This window comes from Streptomyces clavuligerus (genome assembly GCF_005519465.1).
GTDB classification, from domain to species: Bacteria; Actinomycetota; Actinomycetes; order Streptomycetales; family Streptomycetaceae; genus Streptomyces; species Streptomyces clavuligerus.
The window spans coordinates 1,916,858-1,936,042 of sequence record NZ_CP027858.1; the positions used below are offsets into that span (position 1 = coordinate 1,916,858).

The following is a 19,185-nucleotide window of genomic DNA, read 5'->3' on the forward strand; positions in this document are numbered from 1 at the left end:
ACCGCGCCGATCACGTTCGGGACACGGTTACGGACGCGGTGTGCATAGGCTGTGAGCGAGGCGCATAGGAAGGCGGCCGGCGGGGCCCGCGCGGGCCGCGCGGCATGCCGGAAAAGCCCGATGGCTCCCGCCCTCGGGGGGTGGGAGCCATCGTCGTCGGAAAGCCGGGCCGCGGGGCCCGGGAACGGGCCGGGGGCCGGGGCCCCGGGGGTCACTTCTCCAGGACGGCCTTCATCACACTGCGGGCGATGGGCGCGCCCAGACCGCCGCCGGAGATGTCCTCACGGGAGATGTCCATCGCGGTCGGGTCGATGAAGACGGCCACCGCCACGGACTGGCCGTCCTTCTCCCCGTAGGAGACGAACCAGCCGTACGGGACCTGCTCGCGCACATCGACACCGCGCTGCGCGGTACCGGTCTTGCCGCCCACCGTGACGCCGTCGATCAGCGCCTTGCGGGCGCTGCCCTCCCTGGCGGTGAACTCCATCATCTCCCGGACCTTGCCCGCGGTCTCCTCGGAGACGGCCTGGCTCATCTCCCGGGGCTCGTTCTTCTCCAGGGTGCTCAGATCGGGGGACTGCACCTCGTCGACGATGTACGGCTGCATCAGCTTGCCGTTGTTGGCGATGGCGGCGGTGACCATGGCCATCTGCAAGGGGGTGCTGGTGAGGCTGCCCTGTCCCATACCGGTCAGCGCGGTGCCCGGCTTGTCCAGTTCCTTGGGGTACAGGCTCTTGACGGCCCGCATGTCGCCGAAGGCGTCCGAGTAGACGTCCTCGTTGAACCCGAACTTCTCGGCGGTGTCGCGCATCTTGTCCACGCCCAGCTTGACCGCGGCGTCGAGGAAGACATTGTTGCAGGAATGCTGCATGGCGGTCTTCAGCGAGACCTTGTCGCAGGCCGCGTTGCCCGCCTCGCTGCCGACCGTGTTGGTCGACTGCGGCAGCGGATACGGGGACACCGCGTCGGTCTTCGCGTCGATGTCGTCGATCACCCCGTGCTCCAGGGCCGCCGCCGCCGTGAGGATCTTGAACGTGGAGCCGGGCGGGAAGGTCTCCCGCAGCGCGCGGTTGGCCAGCGGCTTGCCCTTGTCCTTGTCCAGGTCCCGGAACCGCTTGCTCTCCTTGAGGCTGTTGCCCGCGAAGACACCGGGGTCGTAGGACGGGGTCGAGACCAGGGCGAGCACCTTGCCCGTCTTCGGGTCGAGCGCCACGGCCGAGCCCCGGGCGTCCAGGGCGGTGAGCCCCTTGTACGCGGCCTGCTGCGCCTTGGGGTCGATCGTGGTGATCACATTGCCGCCGCGCCGGTCCTTGCCGGTGACGACGTCGGTGAAGCGCTGGATCGCGAGCCGGTCGTCCTGCCCGCTCAATACGCTGTCGAACGTGTTCTCCAGCAGCGACATGCCCATGGACTGCGAGGCGTACCCGGTGACGGGCGCGTACATGGGGCCGTTCTTGTAGGTGCGCTGGTACTTGAAGTCGGTGCCGTCGACGGCCTTCGACCCGGTGATGGAGGTACCGCCACCCACGATGATGTCGCCGCGCGGGGTCGCGAACTGGTTGATCTGGACCCGGCGGTTGCGCTCGTGCGTGGCCAGTTCCTCGGCGTCCACGTACTGCAGCCAGTTGGCTCTCAGCAGCAGCGCGAGTGTCAGCAGCCCGCAGAAGATGGCTATGTGCCGCAGCGGCCTGTTCATGGAGCACCTCCTCCGGCCGCCGGAACGCTCCCGGCCGGCCGGCCGTCGATCGCGACCGCCTGTTCCGGCGGGAGAACCGGGCGGACAGGGGTCAGAGTGGAAAGCACCATACAAGCACCTTAGTTGAACGGCCCGGGTGCCGAACGGGTCCCCCGGCCCTGCACCGCGGGCGAAAAATACCGGTCCTCCGGGGGGCTCGGCGGGCCGTGCGGAGGCGGAATCGAGAGGACCCCCAGGACAGGATACGAAGCGGCGAATGGCGCGATATCGCGGGTGTCCGGGGAGCGGCCGACGCGGAACGCGGCCCCTCACCTAGGCTCTGTCCCGAGGGCCGCCCCGCCCGGCCCGGGAGGACTCCGGGATTCCCGGGAATCCCGGAGAACCGCCGGAGCCCCGGGCGCATCTTTCCCCGGGGAGCCGGAGGACGGCGGGGGCCGGGGCCGCCGGGAACCGGAAGGGCGGGCCCTGTGGGCTCCGTCACTTCCGTACGCTGGGACGGACGGCCGGACAGCCGGGCGGGAAGCCGGACCGGACGCCGGACCGGACCGGCGGGGGCGCCCGGCCGGGGCACCGAGGGCGACGAGGGCACACAGCAGGGGGCAGCAGATGAGCAATATCCCGGAGACCGGCCGGACTCCGAGGGTCCGGATACGGCTCGTGGTCGTCCAGATACTGGTGGTCTCCCTGCTGCTGACCCTCGGCGGCCGGCTCTGGCACCTCCAGATCCGGGAGGGCGAGCGGTACGCGGAGAAGGCGTCGGGGAACCGGGTCCAGCGGGTCGTCCAGCCCGCCGTGCGCGGCGCCATCCTCGACGCGCGCGGGGCCCCGATCGCGGACAACGAGACCCGGCTGGTCGTCTCCGCCTCCCGGACCGAGCTGCTGAAGGCGCCGGACCGGGGCAGGGCCGTGCTGACCCGGCTCGCCGGGGTCCTCGGCCTGCCCGCGCGGGAGCTGATGGACAAGGTCCGGCTGTGCGACAGCAAGACCCCCCGGCCCTGCTGGAACGGCTCGCCGTACCAGCCCATCCCGCTCACCGACGAGGCCACCGCCCGGCAGGCGCTCCAGATCCGCGAGCGCTCCGAGCAGTTCCCCGGCATCACCGCCGAGCCCACCGCCGTGCGCCGCTACCCCGGCCCCGGCGGCGCCAACACCGCGCAGGTACTCGGCTACCTCTCCCCCGTCACCGACGAGGAACTGCGGGCCGCGCAGACGTCCGACTCCCCCTACCTCCGCTCCGACCAGGTGGGGCGCAGCGGTCTGGAGCGGCAGTACGACGACATCCTGCGCGGCAGGGCGGGCATCACCGAATACGAGGTCGACCATCTCGGCCGGGTCATCGGCCGCTCCGGCGACACCCCCGCGACCCCCGGCGCCAACCTGATCACCAGCATCGACGCCCGGGTGCAGCGGATCGCCGAGTACGAGCTGAACGAGGCCATGAAGGCCGCCCGCAAGGACTGGGACCGCAACACCCGCAGGAACTACGAGGCCGACTCCGGCGCGGTCGTCGTGATGGAGGCGAGGACGGGCCGCATCGTCGCCATGGCGTCCAATCCGTCCTACGACCCCAACGCCTGGGTCGGCGGCATATCCGCCAAGGACTACCGGAAGCTCACCGGTGAGAACTCCAACCACCCGCTGCTGAACCGGGCGATCCAGGGCGTGGCGGCCCCCGGCTCGATCTTCAAGGTCATACCGACGGTGGCCGCCGTCAACGCGGGCTACCCCTTCGACGGGCGGTACGAGTGCTCCAGCTCGTACTCGATCGGCGGCCGGTCCTTCGGGAACTTCGAGTCCAAGGCGTACGGCCCCATCGACCTCGGCCGCGCCCTGGAGGTCTCCTGCGACACCGTGTACTACCGCCTCGCCCACGAGGAGTGGCGCAAGGACGGCGGCCTCACCCCGAAGAAGGGCGCGAAGGACTGGTTCTACAGGACCGCCCACCAGTTCGGCCTCGGGAAGACGACCGGCGTCGACCTGCCGAACGAGGTCACCGGCCGGGTCCCCGACCACCGGTGGAAGCAGGAGTACTGGGAGGCGAACAAGGACTCCTGGTGCGAGCACGGCAAGCGCGACGGCACCATGCTGGAGCAGTTCTCCTGGGAGAACTGCCGCCAGGGCAACCAGGTCCGCGCCGGTGACTCCGTGAACTACTCCATCGGCCAGGGCGACACCCTCACCACCCCCATCCAGATGGCGACGATCTACGCGGCCCTCGCCAACGGCGGCACCCTCTACACGCCGAGCGTGGGCAAGGCGGTCGTCAGCGCCGACGGCCGGAAGATCCGGGAGATCGAGCCGAAGGCGCACGGGAAGCTGCCCATGGACCGGGTGACCCGCGACAAGATGGACCAGGCCCTGGCCGGGGTCGCGACCGCCCGGGGCACGGCGGGCTGGCGGTTCGTCGGCTGGCCGCAGGAGCAGATCCCGATCCGGGCCAAGACGAGCACCGCCGAGGTCTTCGGCAAGCAGACCACCTCGTGGTTCGCCACCTACACCGACGACTACGCGGTCGTTCTGACGATCTCCCAGGGCGGTACGGGCTCCGGCGGCTCCGCCCCCGCCGTCCGCAAGATCTACAACGCGCTGTACGGCGTCGCGGAGGACGGCACCATCGACCGTTCCCGGGCGCTGCTCCCCACCCCGCAGCGGAAGCTGCCCGCGATCCGGCCCGACGGCTCCATCGACGCGCCGAGGATCCGGGCGTACCGGCCCGGGGCCGAGGGGCCCGCGGAGCGGCCCCTGCGGCGCGAGCCCTGAGAGCCGGGGCGGACGCGCCGATCCGGCACACGGTCCGGGCCCGGGGTCTGGGATCCGGGCTCAGGTCCGGGGTCTGAGGTCCGGGCCTCGCGGGGCCCGGCCGGGGTGAACCGGCCGGGCCCCCGGTCCGTGGGTGCGGGCAAGGAGTCCGCGCTACCGGCGGAGCACCCGCGCGCGGGCGGCGAAGGAGGCTCGATGCAGACGGTCCCCGACTACCCCGGCCACACCTTCGCCGGGAGCCCCGTCCCGCTGCCCCGGGAACCCGTGGCCCGGGTGCGGCTGCCCAGCGGCGACACCGTCTGGCTGGTCACCGGGTACGAGGAGGTGCGCACCGCGCTGACCCATCCGCTGCTCTCCCGGCAGGTGGGCGCGGACGATCCGCAGGTGGGCTCGGCGGGGGTGATCGGCGGCGCCCGGGGCGGCGTACGGACCCTCCAGAGCGACGGGGCCGCGCACGGCGCGGTACGGCGGCTGGCGGCCCGGCCGTTCACCCCGCGCAGGGTCGCCCGGCTGCGGGAGCGCATCCAGGGGATCACCGACGGCCTCCTCGACACCATGGAGCGGTCCGGCTCCCCGGCGGACCTCGTCTCCTCGTTCGCGTATCCGCTGCCGATCACGGTGATCTGCGAGCTGTTCGCCGTGCCGGAGGGGGACCGGGCCCGCTTCGGCGTCTGGTCGGACCGGATCGTCACCCTGCTCGGCATCAGCGAGCAGGAGGTGGCCGACGCCCGGGACGCCCTCCAGGGCTATCTGCACGAGCTGGTGACCGCCCGGCGGGCCGAACCCGGCGACGATGTCGTCAGCGGCTGGCTGACGGCCGACGAGAACGGCGACCGGCTCACCGACGACGAGGTGGTCCGGCTCTCCCAGACGGTGATCATCGGCGGCTACGAGACGACCGTGAACTCCATCAGCGCCGGTATGTGGCGGCTCTTCCAGCACCCGGAGCAGCTCGCGGCGGTGCGCGCGGACCCCGGGCTGCTGCGCGGCACCGTCGAGGAGATCCTCCGGTATCAGCCGCAGGGGCTCTTCTTCCTGATCATGGTGGCCCGGGGCGATCTGGAGCTGGGCGGGGTGACCATCCGGGAGGGGGACGGGGTCATGCCGCTGCCCAACGCCGCCAACCGGGACGCCGCCCGCTTCGCCGACCCGGCCCGCTTCGACATCCACCGGCCGCCCGGCGGACATGTCGCCTTCGGCCATGGGGCGCACGCCTGTCTGGGCTCCGCGCTGGCCCGCATCGAGCTGGAGGTGGCGCTCGGGACGCTGCTCGGCCGCTTCCCGGGGCTGCGGCCCGCCGTCGCCGACCTGGACGAGCTGGCCTGGCGCGGCGACCGGCTGGTGTGCGGGCTGAGGGAGCTCCCGGTGCGCTGGTGAGCCCCGGGCCGCGGAAACCGGCCCGGTGACGACCGCGACGGTCGGCAGAACGGCAAGAACAGCGAGGACGGCGAGGGCAGCGAGAACAGCAAGGGCGGCGGGAACGGCGGGAAGGGAGGCGCGCGGGAACGGTCACGGGCACGGACTCCGCTGAGCGCGGCACACTCCGCTCCCCGGTCTCCGGCGGGCGCACGGTGAATTGTTTTGGGCTGCCCGCATTCCGCTTTTCCTCGGATGCTTTCCGGAACGCCGTACCGCGCGGCCGAATGCGCCGAAGGCGCTTGTCGGCACCACCGGACGGGCCCGGTTCCGCCTTTCCCGCCGCACCCGGACCCCGGGTGCGCCGGAGCGAACGGCCGCGCCCCGGGCGCGCGCTCACTCCCACGCGCCTCCAGTGCGCCACAACCGAAACCCCCTCCGCCTCCAGCGATGGTCCAGGGGGCTGCGGCAGACTGGGGTGAGCGTCCGCGAGCAGGCCGCCCATGAGTGTGCGGCCCGTCCCCTGCGGGGCTCCGCTCCATGGCACTTGGAATTCGATACGAAAGCACTGTGAGTTCCCTGTGAAAGCCCTTGCGGGGCGGTAGAGCTGTTACGTTCTGCCGCGACCGGACCGACAATTACCCATGTCAGGTCGAGGGAAACAGGGGGCGCTGTGACCAGCTCAAAGAATGGCGAAAATGCATTTCGCATTCACCGGTGCAGCAGTCGTACGACGCATGAATCCATGACGCAGCCGCTTCTCTCCGCATCCGTCCCTGTGGTGTGGGGCGGCGAGGCTGAAGGGAAACGGCCGTGATTGCCCTGCGCGAGAGAACCCCGGACACCGCCGGTGCCGCCGCCCTCGACCGGCCGCACGGCTGTGGCCACCCGGTCCGGGCGGAGAGCTGCCACGAGACCCTGCGGGAGGTCCACGCCATCTACGGAAAGATGCTGCTGTCACTGGTGCTGCGGTTCACCGGAGGGGACCGCCACTGGGCCGAGGACGTGGTGCAGGAGACGTTCCTCCGCGCCTGGCGCCACGTCCACCAGCTCCGCCAGGAGGGCGAGACCCGCAATCTGCTGCCGTGGCTCGCGACCGTGGCCCGCCGGATCGTCATCAACGACCGCAGGCGCCGGGCCTGCCGGCCCAAGGAGGTCGAGGTCACGGAGGGCGACCCCGGCTTCTTCACGGTCCCCGACGGCACCAGTCAGATCCTGTCGCGGATCGTCGTCCTGGACGCCATGGCCAAGCTCACCAGCGCCCACCGGCGGGTGATCACCGAGGTGTACCTCTACCGGCGCACCATCAACGAGGTCGCCCTCAGCACCGGTGTACCGCCCGGAACGGTCAAGTCCCGGCTCCACTACGGGCTGCGGATCATGCGGGCGGAGCTGGAGAAGCGGGGCGTGACCGCCTAGGCCGTCCCCGTCCCCGCCCGCGCGGGCGCCACCGCCGTGGCCCGGGTCCCCGGCGGCCCCTGTTCCGCCCCCGGCTCCGGGGCCTCGCCCCCGGCGCTCCCCGTGCCCCCGGCGGTCCCGGCGGGCTCGGCGGGCTCGGCGGTGTCAGCGGTGCCGGTGGTGTCGGTGGTCTCGTACGGCAGCCGCACCACGAAGGCCGTGCGGCCGGGCGCGCTGCTGACGTCGACGGTGCCGTCGTGCGCGAGCACCAGGGCCCGGACGATGGCGAGCCCGAGACCACTGCTTCCGGCGACCCGGGAGCGGGAGGACTCCCCCTTGGCGAAGCGCTCGAAGACCTGCGGCAGCAGCTCCGGCGGGATGCCGGGGCCGTCGTCGCGGACGGTGATGACCACCGCGTCCCCGCCCGCGCGCTCCCCCCGTCCCACGGGCTCCCCGCCCGGCCCGTGCGCCGGGTGTCCCCCTCGTTCCTCGTGGACGGAGACGGTGACGGTGGTTCCGGCCGGGGTGTGCGCGCGGGCGTTGGCGAGGAGGTTGACGAGGATCTGGAGCAGCCGGTCCGGGTCCGCCTCCACCCGCACGGGCTCATCGGGGAGTTCGAGCCGCCAGCGGTGCTCGGGACCCACCGCCCTGGCGTCGCTGACGGCGTCGATGACGAGCGCCGACAGCTCCACGGGCGCGGGTGCCAGCGGACGGCCGGAGTCCAGCCGGGCGAGCAGCAGCAGATCCTCGACCAGGGAGGTCATCCGGTCGGCCTCGGACTCCACACGGCGCAGCGCGTGCGCGGTGCGCGGCGGGGGCCGTTCGCCGCTCCGGCGGGTCAGCTCCGCGTACCCCCGGATGGAGGCGAGCGGTGTCCGCAGCTCATGGCTGGCGTCGGCGACGAACTGCCGCACCCGTGTCTCGCTGGCGTGCCGGGCCGACAGCGCGGCCCCGACATGGTCGAGCAGCCGGTTCAGCGCGGCCCCGACCTGGCCGGCCTCGGTCCCGGGGCGGGTGTCGCCCTCCGGTACCCGTTCCAACTCGGCCACCTCGCCCTTGTGCAGGGTCTGTTCGGAGACCCGGGTGGCGGTCTGGGCGATCCTCCGCAGCGGCCGGAGGGTCAGTGAGACGGCCGCCGCGGCGGCGAGGCCGACGAGGACGATCCCGCCGACCGAGACCCCGGCGTGGACGGTGAGGAACCGGCTCACCGTGTTCTCGACCTCGCCCATCGGCAGCCCGGTGATCATCACCTCGCCCCCGTGGGCGCGGTGGGCGATCAGCCGGTAGTCGCCCAGCCCGGGGACGGTACGGGTGCGGGGCCCGCGGTCCGGGGGCATGTCCGCGACGGCGGCGGACTGCTCGCCGGTCAGCGGTCGCAGCCCTTCCCTGGCGCGGTCGAGGACGGCGCCGTCGATGACCTCACCGTCGCGCGTCTCGACCCCGACGGTACCGAAGAGGGTGCCCGCGCTCCGGATGAAGCCGAGTCCGTCCCGTCCGGAGCCGCCGGCCGGGCACCGGGTCGGGTCCGTGCCCCGGTGGCGCTGCCGCCGCTCGTCCTCCGCCCGCAGCACGACGGCGAGCTTGTTCACCCGGTCGTCGAGTTCGGCGTGGAGGGACGCCTCGACCACGAGCCCGGTGATCAGCGGGATCGCGGTGAGCACCAGCGTCAGCAGGACGACGGTGAGGGCGACGAGCCGGGTGCGCAGCGACCACCCGGCCCACCTCCGTCTCATGTCCCCTCCGCGGGCATCAGCAGATAGCCCGCGCCGCGCCGGGTGTGGATCATCGGGGCGCGGCCCGCGTCGATCTTGCGGCGGAGATAGGAGATATAGATCTCGACGACGTTGGCCTGGCCGCCGAAGTCGTACGACCAGACCCGGTCGAGGATCTGCGCCTTGCTCAGGACGCGGCGCGGGCTGCGCATCAGGCAGCGCAGCAGCTCGAACTCGGTTGCCGTCAGACGGATGGCCTGGCCGCCCCTGCTGACCTCGTGACTCTCCTCGTCGAGAGTGAGGTCCCCGACGACGAGCACGGTGTCGGGGCGGGCCGACACAGCTCCGGAGCGGCGCAGCAGTCCGCGCAGCCGGACGACGACCTCCTCCAGGGAGAAGGGTTTGGTGACGTAGTCGTCGCCGCCCGCGGTGAGTCCGGCGATACGGTCCTCGACGGCGTCCCGCGCGGTGAGGAAGAGGACGGGCACCTCGGGCCGTTCGCGCCGCAGCCGGGCGAGGACCGTCAGTCCGTCCATGTCGGGGAGCATGACGTCGAGCACCACCGCGTCCGGCCGGAACTCCCGCGCGGTGCGGACGGCGGTGCTCCCGTCCCCCGCGGAGCGCACCTCCCAGCCCTCGTATCTCAGGGCCATCGAGAGCAGTTCGGCCAGCGGGGCCTCGTCGTCCACCACGAGCAGCCGCAGCGGGGTGCCGTCCGGCCGGGAGAGTCCGGCCGGGGCGGGGGCGCCGACGCGCGTGCCCGGGTCCCGCCGGGGGGAGGGGGAGACGGCGGGTGGTCCATGCGGGGTCTCGGGGGCCATCCGGGTCATCAAACCATCGTGTCCTGTCTCCTTGTAGGCACCGGCGCCGCTTCCCGGCCGACGTGGCGTCAATTGATCGGTCGGCCGTCACGGGCGGAGCGCGCGGGCCGGAGCGGGGGCGGGAACGGGCGGGTCAGACGCGGATCGGGGTGGTCACATAGCTCTTCCCGGCCTCGTTCTCCACGACGACGGCGGCCACGTCCTCGCGCGCGACGGCGGCGGACCCGTCGAGATTCGCGCCCTTCTCGGCGCTGCCGACCCGCCAGCCTCCGGCCACCCGCCGCTCGCCGTCCTTCGTCACGACGATCAGTCGGCACAGCTCTCCGGCGGGGACGCCGGTGACGGCGACGTTCACCCGGACCCACTGGTGGGCGGGGGTCATCCGGACCGCCATATGGGCCCCGGTGCCGGTGTCGCGCGCCGAGGCGAGGACGACGCCGGGCGGGGGCGCGGGCGGGGTGGGTGTCACGGTCACCGTGGGGACCGCGACGGGCGGGGCCCCGTCGCCGCCCGCCGTCGTGCGGCCGATCGCCACGCCCGCGCCCAGGACGGCCGCGGCGGCCACCACGGCGACGGCGGCGAGGGCGGAGCGCCGCCGCCACTCGGCTCCGCGCCGCTCCTGGCGCGCCTGGCGCAGGGTGCGCTGGAGCATCAGATCGCCGCCCTGGGGCGGGCCGTCGAGGAAGATCTCGGGCGGCACCTCGCCGAGGGACGTCTCCAGCTCCCGCAGGGCCCTGGTCTCCTCACGGCACCGGGTGCAGCCCGCCAGATGGTCCTCGACGGCGCGGGACTCGTCCGTGTCGAGTACGCCGAGCACATAGGCGCCGAGCAGTCCGCCGTCGTGCCGCTGGGTGCTCATGCCACCGCTCCCTTCACCACGGTCAGCCTCGCTGTCCTGGGTTTCTCCGTGTACAGCTCTCTGAGGGCCTTCAGGGCGTAGTGCGAACGGGACTTGACCGTACCCGCGGGGATGCCGAGCGCCTGTGCCGCCTCCGCGACCGTGCGCCCCTGGAAGTAGATCTCCTTCAGGACCTCCCGGTGGTCGGGCGAGAGCTGGTCCAGCGCCTCCATCACGACCATCGAGTCGACGACCGCCTCGGCGTGGTCCTGCTCCACCGGGCCGTTGGAGGGGGACTCCGCGACCTCGGTGGGGCGGGCCGCCCTGGCCCGGTAGCGGTCGGTGACGATGTTGCGGGCCACGGTGAGGAGCCAGCCCCGGACCGAGCCCTTCCCGTTGACCAGGGACTCGGGGTGGCGCCAGGCCCGGATCAGGGTCTCCTGGACGATGTCCTCGGCGGCGCCGAGGTCACCGGTGAGCCGTTGCGCGTAGCCGAGCAGGGCTCGTCCGTGCTCCTCGTACAGGGCGCGGATCAGTACGTCGTCGCTGGTCTTCTGCCGAGAGCGGGACCACAGTGCCGCCATCCACTCACTCCGTCCTGTGCAGGTCCGACGCGCTGAACACGGGCCCGGGGCGGGGTTGGTTCAATGGGGCGGCTGCGGGGGAGGCCGGGGCCGGGAACGGCGGCCAAAAGGCGGGGACTGGCCGGTTGGCGTCCCTCCCGACGGCCCCGGAATTCCGGCGCACAGGCGGGCCGACTGCCGGAAGTGCGCTACGGATAAGCATTCCGGAAAACCTTTTCCGGACGACCGGGACACTCTTCGCCGAACCTCTGGAAGGACATCCGCCCCGGCCTCGTCCGACCGTTCTCGGGTGATCGTTCACAAAAAGCGCGCCGGAACGCTCGGACGGTCGGCGGGATTGCCGGGGAATTCGATGGCGCGGACGGGGGAACGGCGATCGGGCCGCCTTTCTTCCGGCGCGGCCGCCGGGCGCGAACCGGACTGTTCCTTATACCGCCCAATCGGCGTGGCGCGGACCGCCGGGAGGCGGGGCGATCGCCGTCCGCACAGGTCGCGCCGATGCCGCCGGACTCCGTTCGGTGGCCAGGGCATTGGTGGATACACGGCCCGCGTGGCCATGGGCGCGGTGAGCGCTTCCGGCCGTACCGGGGACGGTCACCGCGGCATCCTTTTTGTCATGCTCATTTCTCTTGCATCCACTGCCCCGCACGGAGGAAACCGTGGTGGAACCGGGCCCCGGGCCGATCGGCGGGACGCCGTGGAATACCCCGGAAGGCGATGTGACGAGGGATGTGCGCCAGCGCGCTCCGGCCGGTCGAACATATCGCGAAGACCCCTCCCACGACCAGACGGAGACACAAGGTCATCGGAGCGGGAGCGGACTTCGACAACACCGCTCCGCGTCGACCGAGTTGCTTCTCCGCGGTCCCGGAATCCCGGCCGCGCCGGACATCTCCGCTATCAACCCGTTGAACCAACCACGCTTGTGATCCGTGCGGGGGGCATGACGGGGGGATCTCCCGTCGTTTCGTCAGCCGCACGCAGGAGGGGCCGATGGCCGAGATCGACGTCCCAGGGGATGAGGCGGAGCGTATGCATATGCTCCTGGGAAGGATGCTGGATCTCAGGGACACCAAGGCACCGGGATGTGAAGCAGCGACCGCCGGATCACGATGGGCGCGTTTAGGTCCCGCAATCGACCGGAAAACGCGGGAGGGCCGCTCCCACATCACCTGCAATGGCAGTGGAATCACATGTTCCGGAGGTGCAGGAACCACCGGAACCGGCGGCGGGAGCCGTACCGGTTCCTCCCCGCGCCGGGAGCGGGAGGCCCGGGAACACCCCGGGGCGGGCACGGGGGAAGGGAGCGGAAAGAAGACATGAGCGGGAGCGACACAACCGGCCCGCCCCGGTCCTTCGCGATCGGCATCCCGGACAGCTGGGTGCAGTACGACCTCTCCGGGGACACCCTCACCCCGCTCCGGGCGAGCATGCTGCGGACCGTGCCCGACCCGCACGGACGCGATCAGATCAACGAGGCGTTCCGCAACGCGCGGAGAATCCTGGAGGGCGCACGGCGGCGGGGGGCGCTCTACGCCGCCGGGACCACGAGCCTGTACGAGGACGGCCTGCTGATGGCCGGGGTCATGGTGTTCAGCGTGGCCCCTCCGCCCGGGGAGAACTTCTCGGCGCAGACGCTGGCGAAGCAGTTCAGCGCCGCCGGGAAGCGGGGGCGCGGGGCGGGCACCGCGCGGACCTTCTCCACCCGGACCCTGCCCTCGGTGGGGCAGGTCGGGCGGCTGGTGGGCGTGGAGGAGAGCGAACTCGTCGACGGAGTCGGCTACAAGCTCCTGGTGATGCACACGGTGATCCCGGTGCCGGGCTCGTCCCGCGCCATGGTGGTGACCTGTTTCAGCCCCAACCTCCCGCTGGCCGAGCAGCTCTTCGACGTGTTCGACACCATCACCGCGACCTTCGCGTTCGAGGAACGGACGGCTCGGGGTCCCCAGGCGGCGGGCTGAACCGGGGCCGTCCGGCCGTCCCGTCCCGGACGGCCGGGCGGCGCAGGGCCGGTTCCCCGCGGACGATGTGGGCGCGCAGCCCGCGGGCGATGTGACGGGCGTCCGTCCCCACGCCGTGCAGCGCGGCGGAGAGCAGGGTGTGCTGCCCCTCCACGCCGACGTAGGCGAGGCCGGGGTGGCTGGTCGAGAGGCCGTGGCGCTGCCGGGGGCGGCCGTCGGGGGTCAGCGCGCCGAGCGGGCGCAGATACTCCAGCGCGGGCAGGTACCCCGTGCAGAGCACCACGGTGTCCACCTGCTCACGGGTGCCGTCGGGCCAGATCAGCTCCCTGCCCTCGGCCCCGGAGAACAGCGGCCTGCGATCCGGCCTGCCCTGCTCGACGGCCCGCCGCTGGGCACCGCTGGAGTCGGGGACGGCCCGGAAGAACGACACGGCCGCGGACGGCAGCAGCGGGCCGACGGGTATCCGCCCGATCTGCTCGAACGTCCGCCAGACGTACTCCCGCGGGTCGAAGTCGCGCGGCCGGGTGAACCGGATCGGCCGGCGGCTCGCGATCGAGGTGCGGGCGCCGCCGGAGAGTTCCACGGCGATCTGCACGGCGGAGGTCCCCGAGCCGACCACCACGACCCGCTGTCCGGCGAAGGGTTCGGGTGTGCGGTACTCGCAGGAGTGCAGCACCCTGCCGGTCCAGTCGGCGAGCCCCGGCAGCCCGGGCCGGTGGGGGTTGCCGAAGCAGCCGCTGGCCGCGACGACGACGGCGCCGTGCAGCCGGGTGCCGTCGGCCGTGGTGACGGCATATCCGTCCCGGTCGGCGACGACGGAGACCACCCGGGCGCCGGTACGGATCTCGCAGTCGAGCCGGGAGGCGTACTGCCGCAGATAGGCGACGACCTCGTCCCGGGCCGGGAAGTGGCCGGGGGCACCGGGGAAGGGCATCCCGGGGAGGGAGAAGAAGCGTGCGGGGGTGAAGACGACGAGGCTGTCGTAGTAGTGGGGCCAGGAGCCCACCGGCTCCGGTCCCGCCTCCAGGACGACGGGGCAGAAGCCCTGGTTGCGCAGGGCGAAGGCGGTGCCTAAGCCTGCCTGGCCGCCTCCGATGACGATCGCGGTGTCCATGCCGCTCATGGTGGACTCTCCGCCGCCGCCCTGTCCGCCGCGCCTTCTCCACCGCCGGGGTCGCTGTCTCGTTCCCCACGGGCCGCGACGGACCGGCCGCCACCGCGCCGCCCGCCCCGGCGACCGGCCGGACCGGGCGAACGGCGCCACCGGCCCGACCGGCCGTTCCGCCCGTCACGGGACGGCTCCGCGCCGGGCGGGACGGCGCTGCCGGGGCGGGCCGGACGCCGGGCCGCGAGGCCGCCGGGCCGCAGGACAGCACGGCGCGGGACCGGCACCGGCCCCCACAGGGCCGCTGCGGGGCGGCGCCGGATGGGGCGCGGGCACGACCGGCCGGGCGGCCGTCCACCGCGGCGGACCGGGTCGGCCACGACTCGCGGTCGGCGTCAACGCTCTCCCGCTCCGCCCACCGGGCGCGGCACCGGGCGCCCGGTCCGTCCGGGCGGCCTCGTCCGGACAGGGCACCAGGAGGGTCCTCCTCGGCGGCGAAGCGGTCGAGGAACGTGCGGGGACGCCAAGGAATCCGCGCGGCCGTGCACGACCGCCGGCACCGCACGGCCCGCTCCGGACCGGAGCGCCGACGGGGGCGGGCCAAACGGTGCGCGGGACCGACACAGGCCCTCGTCGCACCGTCACGGGACGGCTCCGCGCCGGGCGGGACGGCTGCCGGGGCGGGCCGGACGCCGGGCCGCGAGGCCGCCGGGCCGCAGGACAGCACGACGCGGGACCGGCACCGGCCCCCACAGAGCCGCTGCGGGGCGGCGCCGGGTCGGGCGCGGGCACGACCGGCCGGGCGGCCGGGGCGGGGCGCTCGTCCACCGCGGCGGACCGGGGTCAGCCACGACTCGCGGTCGGCGTCGGCGCTCTCCCACTCCGCCCGCCGGGCCCGGGGCCGCCGGGCGCGGCACCGGCCGGATCCCCCGCGTCGCGGTCTCAGGCGGAGGCGCGCTTGCGGGGGGCGGACTTCTTCGCGGGGGCCGCCTTCCGGCCCGCCGTCGCCTTCGTGGCCGTGCCCTTCGCCGCGGCGGACTTCCTCGCCGGAGCCGAAGCCTTCTTCGCCGCCTTCGCCGCCACCTCTGTCGGCACCTTCTTCGCCGTCTTCTGCGCCGTCTTCTGCGCCGGGGCGGCGGGCTTCCCCGCCGGAGCCCTACCCGTCGGAGCCTTCCGCGCCGGGGCCCGCTTCCGCGTCTCCAGCCGGGTGACCCCGGCCAGCTCCTCGCCCTCCGCACCCCCGGACCGGGCCTTGCGCGCCGCCTTGACGCTGTTCTCCAGCGCGGCCATGAGATCGATGACCTGGCCGCCCCGCCCCTCGTCGCCCTCCGCCCCGGGCAGGGCGGCCCCGCCATCGGACTTCGCGGCGATCATGGCCTCGACGGCCTCCCGGTAGTCGTCGTGCAGCGAGTCCATGTCGACCTCGCCGAGGGTGTCCATCAGCGCGTCCGCGAGATCCAGTTCCGCGTCACGCACCGTCACCTCGGTCTGCGGGGCCACCCCCTCGGGGCGGCGGATCTCGTCCGGCCAGAGCAGCCCGTGCATGGCGATCACATCGTCCACGACCCGGAGCATCCCCAGCCGTTCCCGCCCCCGCAGCGCGTACTTCGCCAGCGCCACCTTCCGGCTCCGCTTCAGCGCCTCGCGCAGCAGCGTGTACGGCTTGGCCGCCGGGACGCCGTCCGCCGAGAGGTAGTAGGCCGCGTCCATCTGGAGCGGGTCGATCTCCGAAGCCGGGACGAAGGCCACGATCTCGATCGTCTTCGCCGTCGGCAGCGGCAGCCGGGCCAGATCCTCGTCCGTGATCGGGACGATCGAGCCGTCGGCCTCCTCGTACCCCTTGCCGATCTCCGCCGCCGGGACCTCCTTCTCGTCCAGCTCGCAGACCTTCCGGTAGCGAATCCGGCCGCCGTCGGCGGTATGGATCTGCCGGAAGGAGATCGAGTGGCTCTCGGTGGCGTTCACCAGCTTGATCGGGATGCTGACCAGGCCGAAGGAGATCGCCCCGTTCCAAATGGATCGCACCGTGTGACCACCTCGCCCTGGAATGCGGCTTTCATGGAACTCTTATCGTATGACGCCGATCACAGAGGTGGCGGGGCGACGGGTGCCGCTCAGCAATCTCGACAAGGTCATCCACCCCGCCTCCGGGACCACCAAGGGCGAGATCCTGCACTACTACGCCACCGTCGCCGGGGCGATCCTGCCGCATCTGCGGGAGCGGCCCGTCTCCTTCCTCCGCTATCCGGACGGCCCGGCGGGAGCGCTCTTCTTCACCAAGAACCCGCCGCCCGGTACTCCGTCGTGGGTACGGACCGTTCCCGTGCCGCACACGGACGACCCGGGCGCCCGGCAGGTCGTCCTCGACGGGCTCGCCCCGCTGATGTGGGCGGCGAACCTGGTGGTCGAGTTCCACACCCCGCAGTGGACGGCCGCGGAACCCGGCGTCGCCGACCGGCTCGTCCTCGACCTCGACCCCGGCGAGCCCGCCGGGCTCCCCGAGTGCTGCGCGGTGGCCCTGTGGCTGCGGGAGCGGCTGGCGGCCGACGGGCTCGACGCGTACGCGAAGACCTCGGGGGCCAAGGGGCTGCATCTGCTGGTCCCGATCGCGCCCACGCCGTCGGCGGCGGTGTCGGCGTACGCGAAGGGACTCGCCCTCGCGGGCGAGGCCGGACTGCCGGAGCTGGTGCTGCACCGGATGAAACGGGCGCTGCGGCCGGGGAAGGTCTTCGTCGACCACAGCCAGAACGCCGCCGCCAAGACCACGGCCACGCCGTACACGCTCAGGGCACGGGCGCTGCCGACCGTCTCGACCCCCGTGACCTGGGACGAGGTGGAGTCCGCGGCCCGGGGCGGCGAGGGGCTGGTCTTCCTCCCGGACGACATCGCCGGCCGTCTCGCACGGCACGGGGAGCTGCTCGCCCCGCTCACCGACCCGGGCCGGGACCGGCCCCCGCTGCCGTGACCGGCTCCGGCCCGGCGCCGCTGCGTCCGCCGCTCGGAGTGATGCGGCCCCGGCGCGCGGAGGAGCTCCCCGGGCCGGACGGGCTGCCGGGAGGGGTGCAGTACTCGATCAAGCTGGACGGCTTCCGGGCGCTCGCCTTCGTCGGCGACGGCGGGGAGGTCTTCCTCCAGTCGCGCTCGGGGCGGGCACTGGCGCCGGAGTTCCCCGTTCTCGCCCGCCGGCTCGGGGAGGGGCTGCCGCCGGGGCTCGTGCTCGACGGCGAGCTGTGCGCGTACCGGGACGGGCGGATCGGCTTCGCCGAACTGCTCCGTCCACGGGCGGAACGGGAGCGCTCCGGGGTGCCGGTGTACTACATCGCGTTCGACATCCTGGCCGTGCCGGCCGGGTCCGCGCAGGCCGCGGGGGCGGGCCGGGATGTCCGTCCGCTGCCCCTGCGCGAACGCTGGGAACTGCTCGGCGCGGCCCTGCGGGAGACCGGGCCGCCGCTCCAGCGGGTGCTCGCGACGAGGGACGAGGGGACGGCCCGGCTGTGGTTCGACGGGCTGCGGGACAAGGGCGTCGAGGGGATCGTGGCGAAGTCCCTGGACTCCGCGTACCGGGCGGGCCCCACCTGGGCCTGGCAGAAGATCCGCCACACCGACACGGTGGACGGCACCCTGCTGGGCCTCTTCGGCCCCGAACGGCGCCCCCGCGCCCTGCTGGTACGGCTCGCCGACGGGCGGGAGGTCCGGGTGGCGGCGCTGACCGCCGTCCACGCGCGGGACCTCGCGGAGCTGACGGCCCACCGGCTGGGCCGGCTCGCCGACCGCCCCGGCCTGGGCCGCGCCCGGCTGCTCACCGAGCCGCTGCCGGTGGAGCTCCGGGAGGCGCCGGGACGCCATGGGACCGCGCGGTTCGTGCGCGTGCGGACGAACGACTGACCCGGCGGCGGGGGCTCGTCGGGTGCGGGAGACATCGGCGCCCGGTGCGGCGGACCGAGGCCCGAGGCAGCCGCCGATGTCCTCCGCCGTCCTCCGCCGTCAGGTGCGCAGCCAGGTGCGGCGGTCGCGGGCGAGGGCGAACAGGGTCTCGACATCGGCGGGTTTGTGCACCGGGCCGAGGCGGGCCAGTGCGCCGAGGTCCGGCGGTGTCACGATCCGTAACTCCTCGGGGGCGCCCAGGACCTCCAGCCGGGAGGCGCCGACGACGGCGAGGACCGGGCGCACCCCCGTCGCGAGGGCGTGGGAGGCCCGCTCGGCGCGGCGCAGGGTGCGGCGGAGCAGCGGTTCGGGCCCGGCGCGGCCGGTCCGGACGGCCAGACCCGCGATCCGCACCCGGCGGCCGCGGGCGGCGAGGGTGTGCACGGCGAGCACCCCGCCGGGTCCGACGGCGAGATGGTCCACCCGGTCGGCGCCGGGCAGCGGCACCGAGTGGAGAATCCGCCAGCCGGCCCCGTCCAGCAGGTCCAGCGCACCGCCCACGGCCTCCTCGGCCGCGAGCCGGGCGAGCGCGGCGCGGCGCACGCGCGGCCCGGGGGCCCTGCCCGCGCCGGGCCCTCGGTCGAGCGCGCCGTGCAGCGCCTCGCCGGGGCGGTTGGGCGCGAGGTCGTCGTCCGGGTGGAGCGCGAGCCGGGCGAGGTCGGCGGCGGTCGGCACGGGCGGCGGCCCCACCGTCACCCCGCCCGTGATGTAGGGGGCGAGCGCGGCGAGCACCTCCTGTCGAAGACGCTCATGCACCAAACAGATTCGGCCACTGTCGCCACCGCTCCGGGTCCCGGCACCACCGGCCGCGCGGCCGTCGGCCCCGGTGTCCTCGTGGTCGTACCACGCGACATGGCGCCCGTCCGGCAGGCTCACATACAGCCGGAAACCGCTTTCTCCCCGCGCTGGTACGACCCTCAGTCGCGTCATGCCGTCACGCCCCGCTCACAGCCCTGCACACCCGACCATGGGAACAGGCCCGAGGGCTTCCGGGCAATATCCCCGCGATGTCCGGGCGGTGGTGCACACT

General features: G+C 73.5%; 14 protein-coding genes. 6 read left to right on the forward strand and 8 right to left on the reverse strand.

Features of this window, described 5'->3' with window-relative positions; translation table 11 throughout:
• Positions 1–211: 211 nt before the first annotated feature.
• The gene (locus CRV15_RS07615; RefSeq protein WP_003952525.1) at positions 212–1,696 is read right to left on the reverse strand and encodes a peptidoglycan D,D-transpeptidase FtsI family protein; all 1,485 of its coding nucleotides are present in this window, start codon (positions 1,694–1,696) and stop codon (positions 212–214) included.
• A 606-nt stretch (positions 1,697–2,302) separates the two neighbouring features.
• On the opposite strand from CRV15_RS07615, the gene mrdA reads away from it, so the two are divergent.
• The 3 genes from mrdA to CRV15_RS07630 all read left to right on the forward strand — a co-directional run bounded on the left by mrdA (position 2,303) and on the right by CRV15_RS07630 (position 7,231).
• Positions 2,303–4,456 (forward strand): penicillin-binding protein 2, encoded by a 2,154-nt coding sequence (gene mrdA, locus CRV15_RS07620; protein WP_003961818.1) that lies wholly within the window; start codon positions 2,303–2,305, stop codon positions 4,454–4,456.
• 195 nt (positions 4,457–4,651) lie between these two features.
• Positions 4,652–5,833 (forward strand): cytochrome P450, encoded by a 1,182-nt coding sequence (locus CRV15_RS07625; protein ID WP_003952527.1) that lies wholly within the window; start codon positions 4,652–4,654, stop codon positions 5,831–5,833.
• Positions 5,834–6,625: 792 nt separating this feature from the next.
• Entirely contained in the window at positions 6,626–7,231 is a 606-nt protein-coding gene (locus CRV15_RS07630) for a sigma-70 family RNA polymerase sigma factor (RefSeq protein ID WP_003952528.1), read from the forward strand.
• Here the strand turns inward: CRV15_RS07630 and CRV15_RS07635 are convergent.
• From CRV15_RS07635 to CRV15_RS07650, 4 genes are all read right to left on the reverse strand, one after another.
• Complete coding sequence (locus CRV15_RS07635; RefSeq protein ID WP_003961816.1) at positions 7,228–8,943, reverse strand: sensor histidine kinase; 1,716 nt, start codon at positions 8,941–8,943, stop codon at positions 7,228–7,230. The genes CRV15_RS07630 and CRV15_RS07635 overlap by 4 nt on opposite strands.
• Positions 8,940–9,752 carry a response regulator transcription factor gene (locus tag CRV15_RS07640; protein WP_003952530.1) on the reverse strand — a complete coding sequence of 271 codons (813 nt, stop codon included), beginning with the start codon at positions 9,750–9,752 and terminating at the stop codon, positions 8,940–8,942. The genes CRV15_RS07635 and CRV15_RS07640 overlap by 4 nt, the downstream gene beginning before the upstream one ends.
• A gap of 124 nt (positions 9,753–9,876) precedes the next feature.
• The gene (locus CRV15_RS37375) at positions 9,877–10,602 is read right to left on the reverse strand and encodes an anti-sigma factor family protein (RefSeq protein ID WP_003961815.1); all 726 of its coding nucleotides are present in this window, start codon (positions 10,600–10,602) and stop codon (positions 9,877–9,879) included.
• Entirely contained in the window at positions 10,599–11,165 is a 567-nt protein-coding gene (locus CRV15_RS07650; protein ID WP_003961814.1) for a sigma-70 family RNA polymerase sigma factor, read from the reverse strand. The genes CRV15_RS37375 and CRV15_RS07650 overlap by 4 nt, the downstream gene beginning before the upstream one ends.
• A gap of 1,319 nt (positions 11,166–12,484) precedes the next feature.
• Here CRV15_RS07650 and CRV15_RS07655 point away from each other — a divergent pair.
• Positions 12,485–13,126 carry a hypothetical protein gene (locus tag CRV15_RS07655; RefSeq protein ID WP_009997517.1) on the forward strand — a complete coding sequence of 214 codons (642 nt, stop codon included), beginning with the start codon at positions 12,485–12,487 and terminating at the stop codon, positions 13,124–13,126.
• Here CRV15_RS07655 and CRV15_RS07660 read toward each other — a convergent pair.
• On the reverse strand, positions 13,068–14,249 hold the full coding sequence (locus CRV15_RS07660) for a flavin-containing monooxygenase (RefSeq protein ID WP_003952534.1): 1,182 nt from the start codon (positions 14,247–14,249) through the stop codon (positions 13,068–13,070). The two genes, CRV15_RS07655 and CRV15_RS07660, sit on opposite strands and share 59 nt — an antisense overlap.
• Positions 14,250–15,173: 924 nt before the next feature.
• On the reverse strand, positions 15,174–16,256 hold the full coding sequence (gene ku / locus CRV15_RS07665; protein ID WP_003952535.1) for a non-homologous end joining protein Ku: 1,083 nt from the start codon (positions 16,254–16,256) through the stop codon (positions 15,174–15,176).
• A gap of 49 nt (positions 16,257–16,305) precedes the next feature.
• On the opposite strand from ku, the gene ligD reads away from it, so the two are divergent.
• The gene (ligD, locus tag CRV15_RS07670) at positions 16,306–17,196 is read left to right on the forward strand and encodes a non-homologous end-joining DNA ligase (protein WP_003952536.1); all 891 of its coding nucleotides are present in this window, start codon (positions 16,306–16,308) and stop codon (positions 17,194–17,196) included.
• Positions 17,193–18,116 (forward strand): ATP-dependent DNA ligase, encoded by a 924-nt coding sequence (locus CRV15_RS07675; protein WP_003952537.1) that lies wholly within the window; start codon positions 17,193–17,195, stop codon positions 18,114–18,116. The genes ligD and CRV15_RS07675 overlap by 4 nt, the downstream gene beginning before the upstream one ends.
• Before the next feature lie 99 nt (positions 18,117–18,215).
• On the opposite strand, the gene CRV15_RS07680 is transcribed toward CRV15_RS07675, so the two are convergent.
• The gene (locus CRV15_RS07680) at positions 18,216–19,085 is read right to left on the reverse strand and encodes a nuclease-related domain-containing protein (protein WP_003961810.1); all 870 of its coding nucleotides are present in this window, start codon (positions 19,083–19,085) and stop codon (positions 18,216–18,218) included.
• Positions 19,086–19,185: the final 100 nt, after the last annotated feature.

Coding starts and splice junctions, on each gene's coding strand:
- CRV15_RS07635 (WP_003961816.1), bottom strand. CDS start 8,943: ATGAGACGGAGGTGGGCCGGGTGGTCGCTGCGCACCCGGCTCGTCGCC.
- CRV15_RS07615 (WP_003952525.1), bottom strand. CDS start 1,696: ATGAACAGGCCGCTGCGGCACATAGCCATCTTCTGCGGGCTGCTGACA.
- CRV15_RS07680 (WP_003961810.1), bottom strand. CDS start 19,085: ATGACGCGACTGAGGGTCGTACCAGCGCGGGGAGAAAGCGGTTTCCGG.
- CRV15_RS07640 (WP_003952530.1), bottom strand. CDS start 9,752: ATGACCCGGATGGCCCCCGAGACCCCGCATGGACCACCCGCCGTCTCC.
- ligD (WP_003952536.1), top strand. CDS start 16,306: ATGACGCCGATCACAGAGGTGGCGGGGCGACGGGTGCCGCTCAGCAAT.
- CRV15_RS07660 (WP_003952534.1), bottom strand. CDS start 14,249: ATGAGCGGCATGGACACCGCGATCGTCATCGGAGGCGGCCAGGCAGGC.
- CRV15_RS37375 (WP_003961815.1), bottom strand. CDS start 10,602: ATGAGCACCCAGCGGCACGACGGCGGACTGCTCGGCGCCTATGTGCTC.
- CRV15_RS07650 (WP_003961814.1), bottom strand. CDS start 11,165: ATGGCGGCACTGTGGTCCCGCTCTCGGCAGAAGACCAGCGACGACGTA.
- CRV15_RS07655 (WP_009997517.1), top strand. CDS start 12,485: ATGAGCGGGAGCGACACAACCGGCCCGCCCCGGTCCTTCGCGATCGGC.
- mrdA (WP_003961818.1), top strand. CDS start 2,303: ATGAGCAATATCCCGGAGACCGGCCGGACTCCGAGGGTCCGGATACGG.
- CRV15_RS07625 (WP_003952527.1), top strand. CDS start 4,652: ATGCAGACGGTCCCCGACTACCCCGGCCACACCTTCGCCGGGAGCCCC.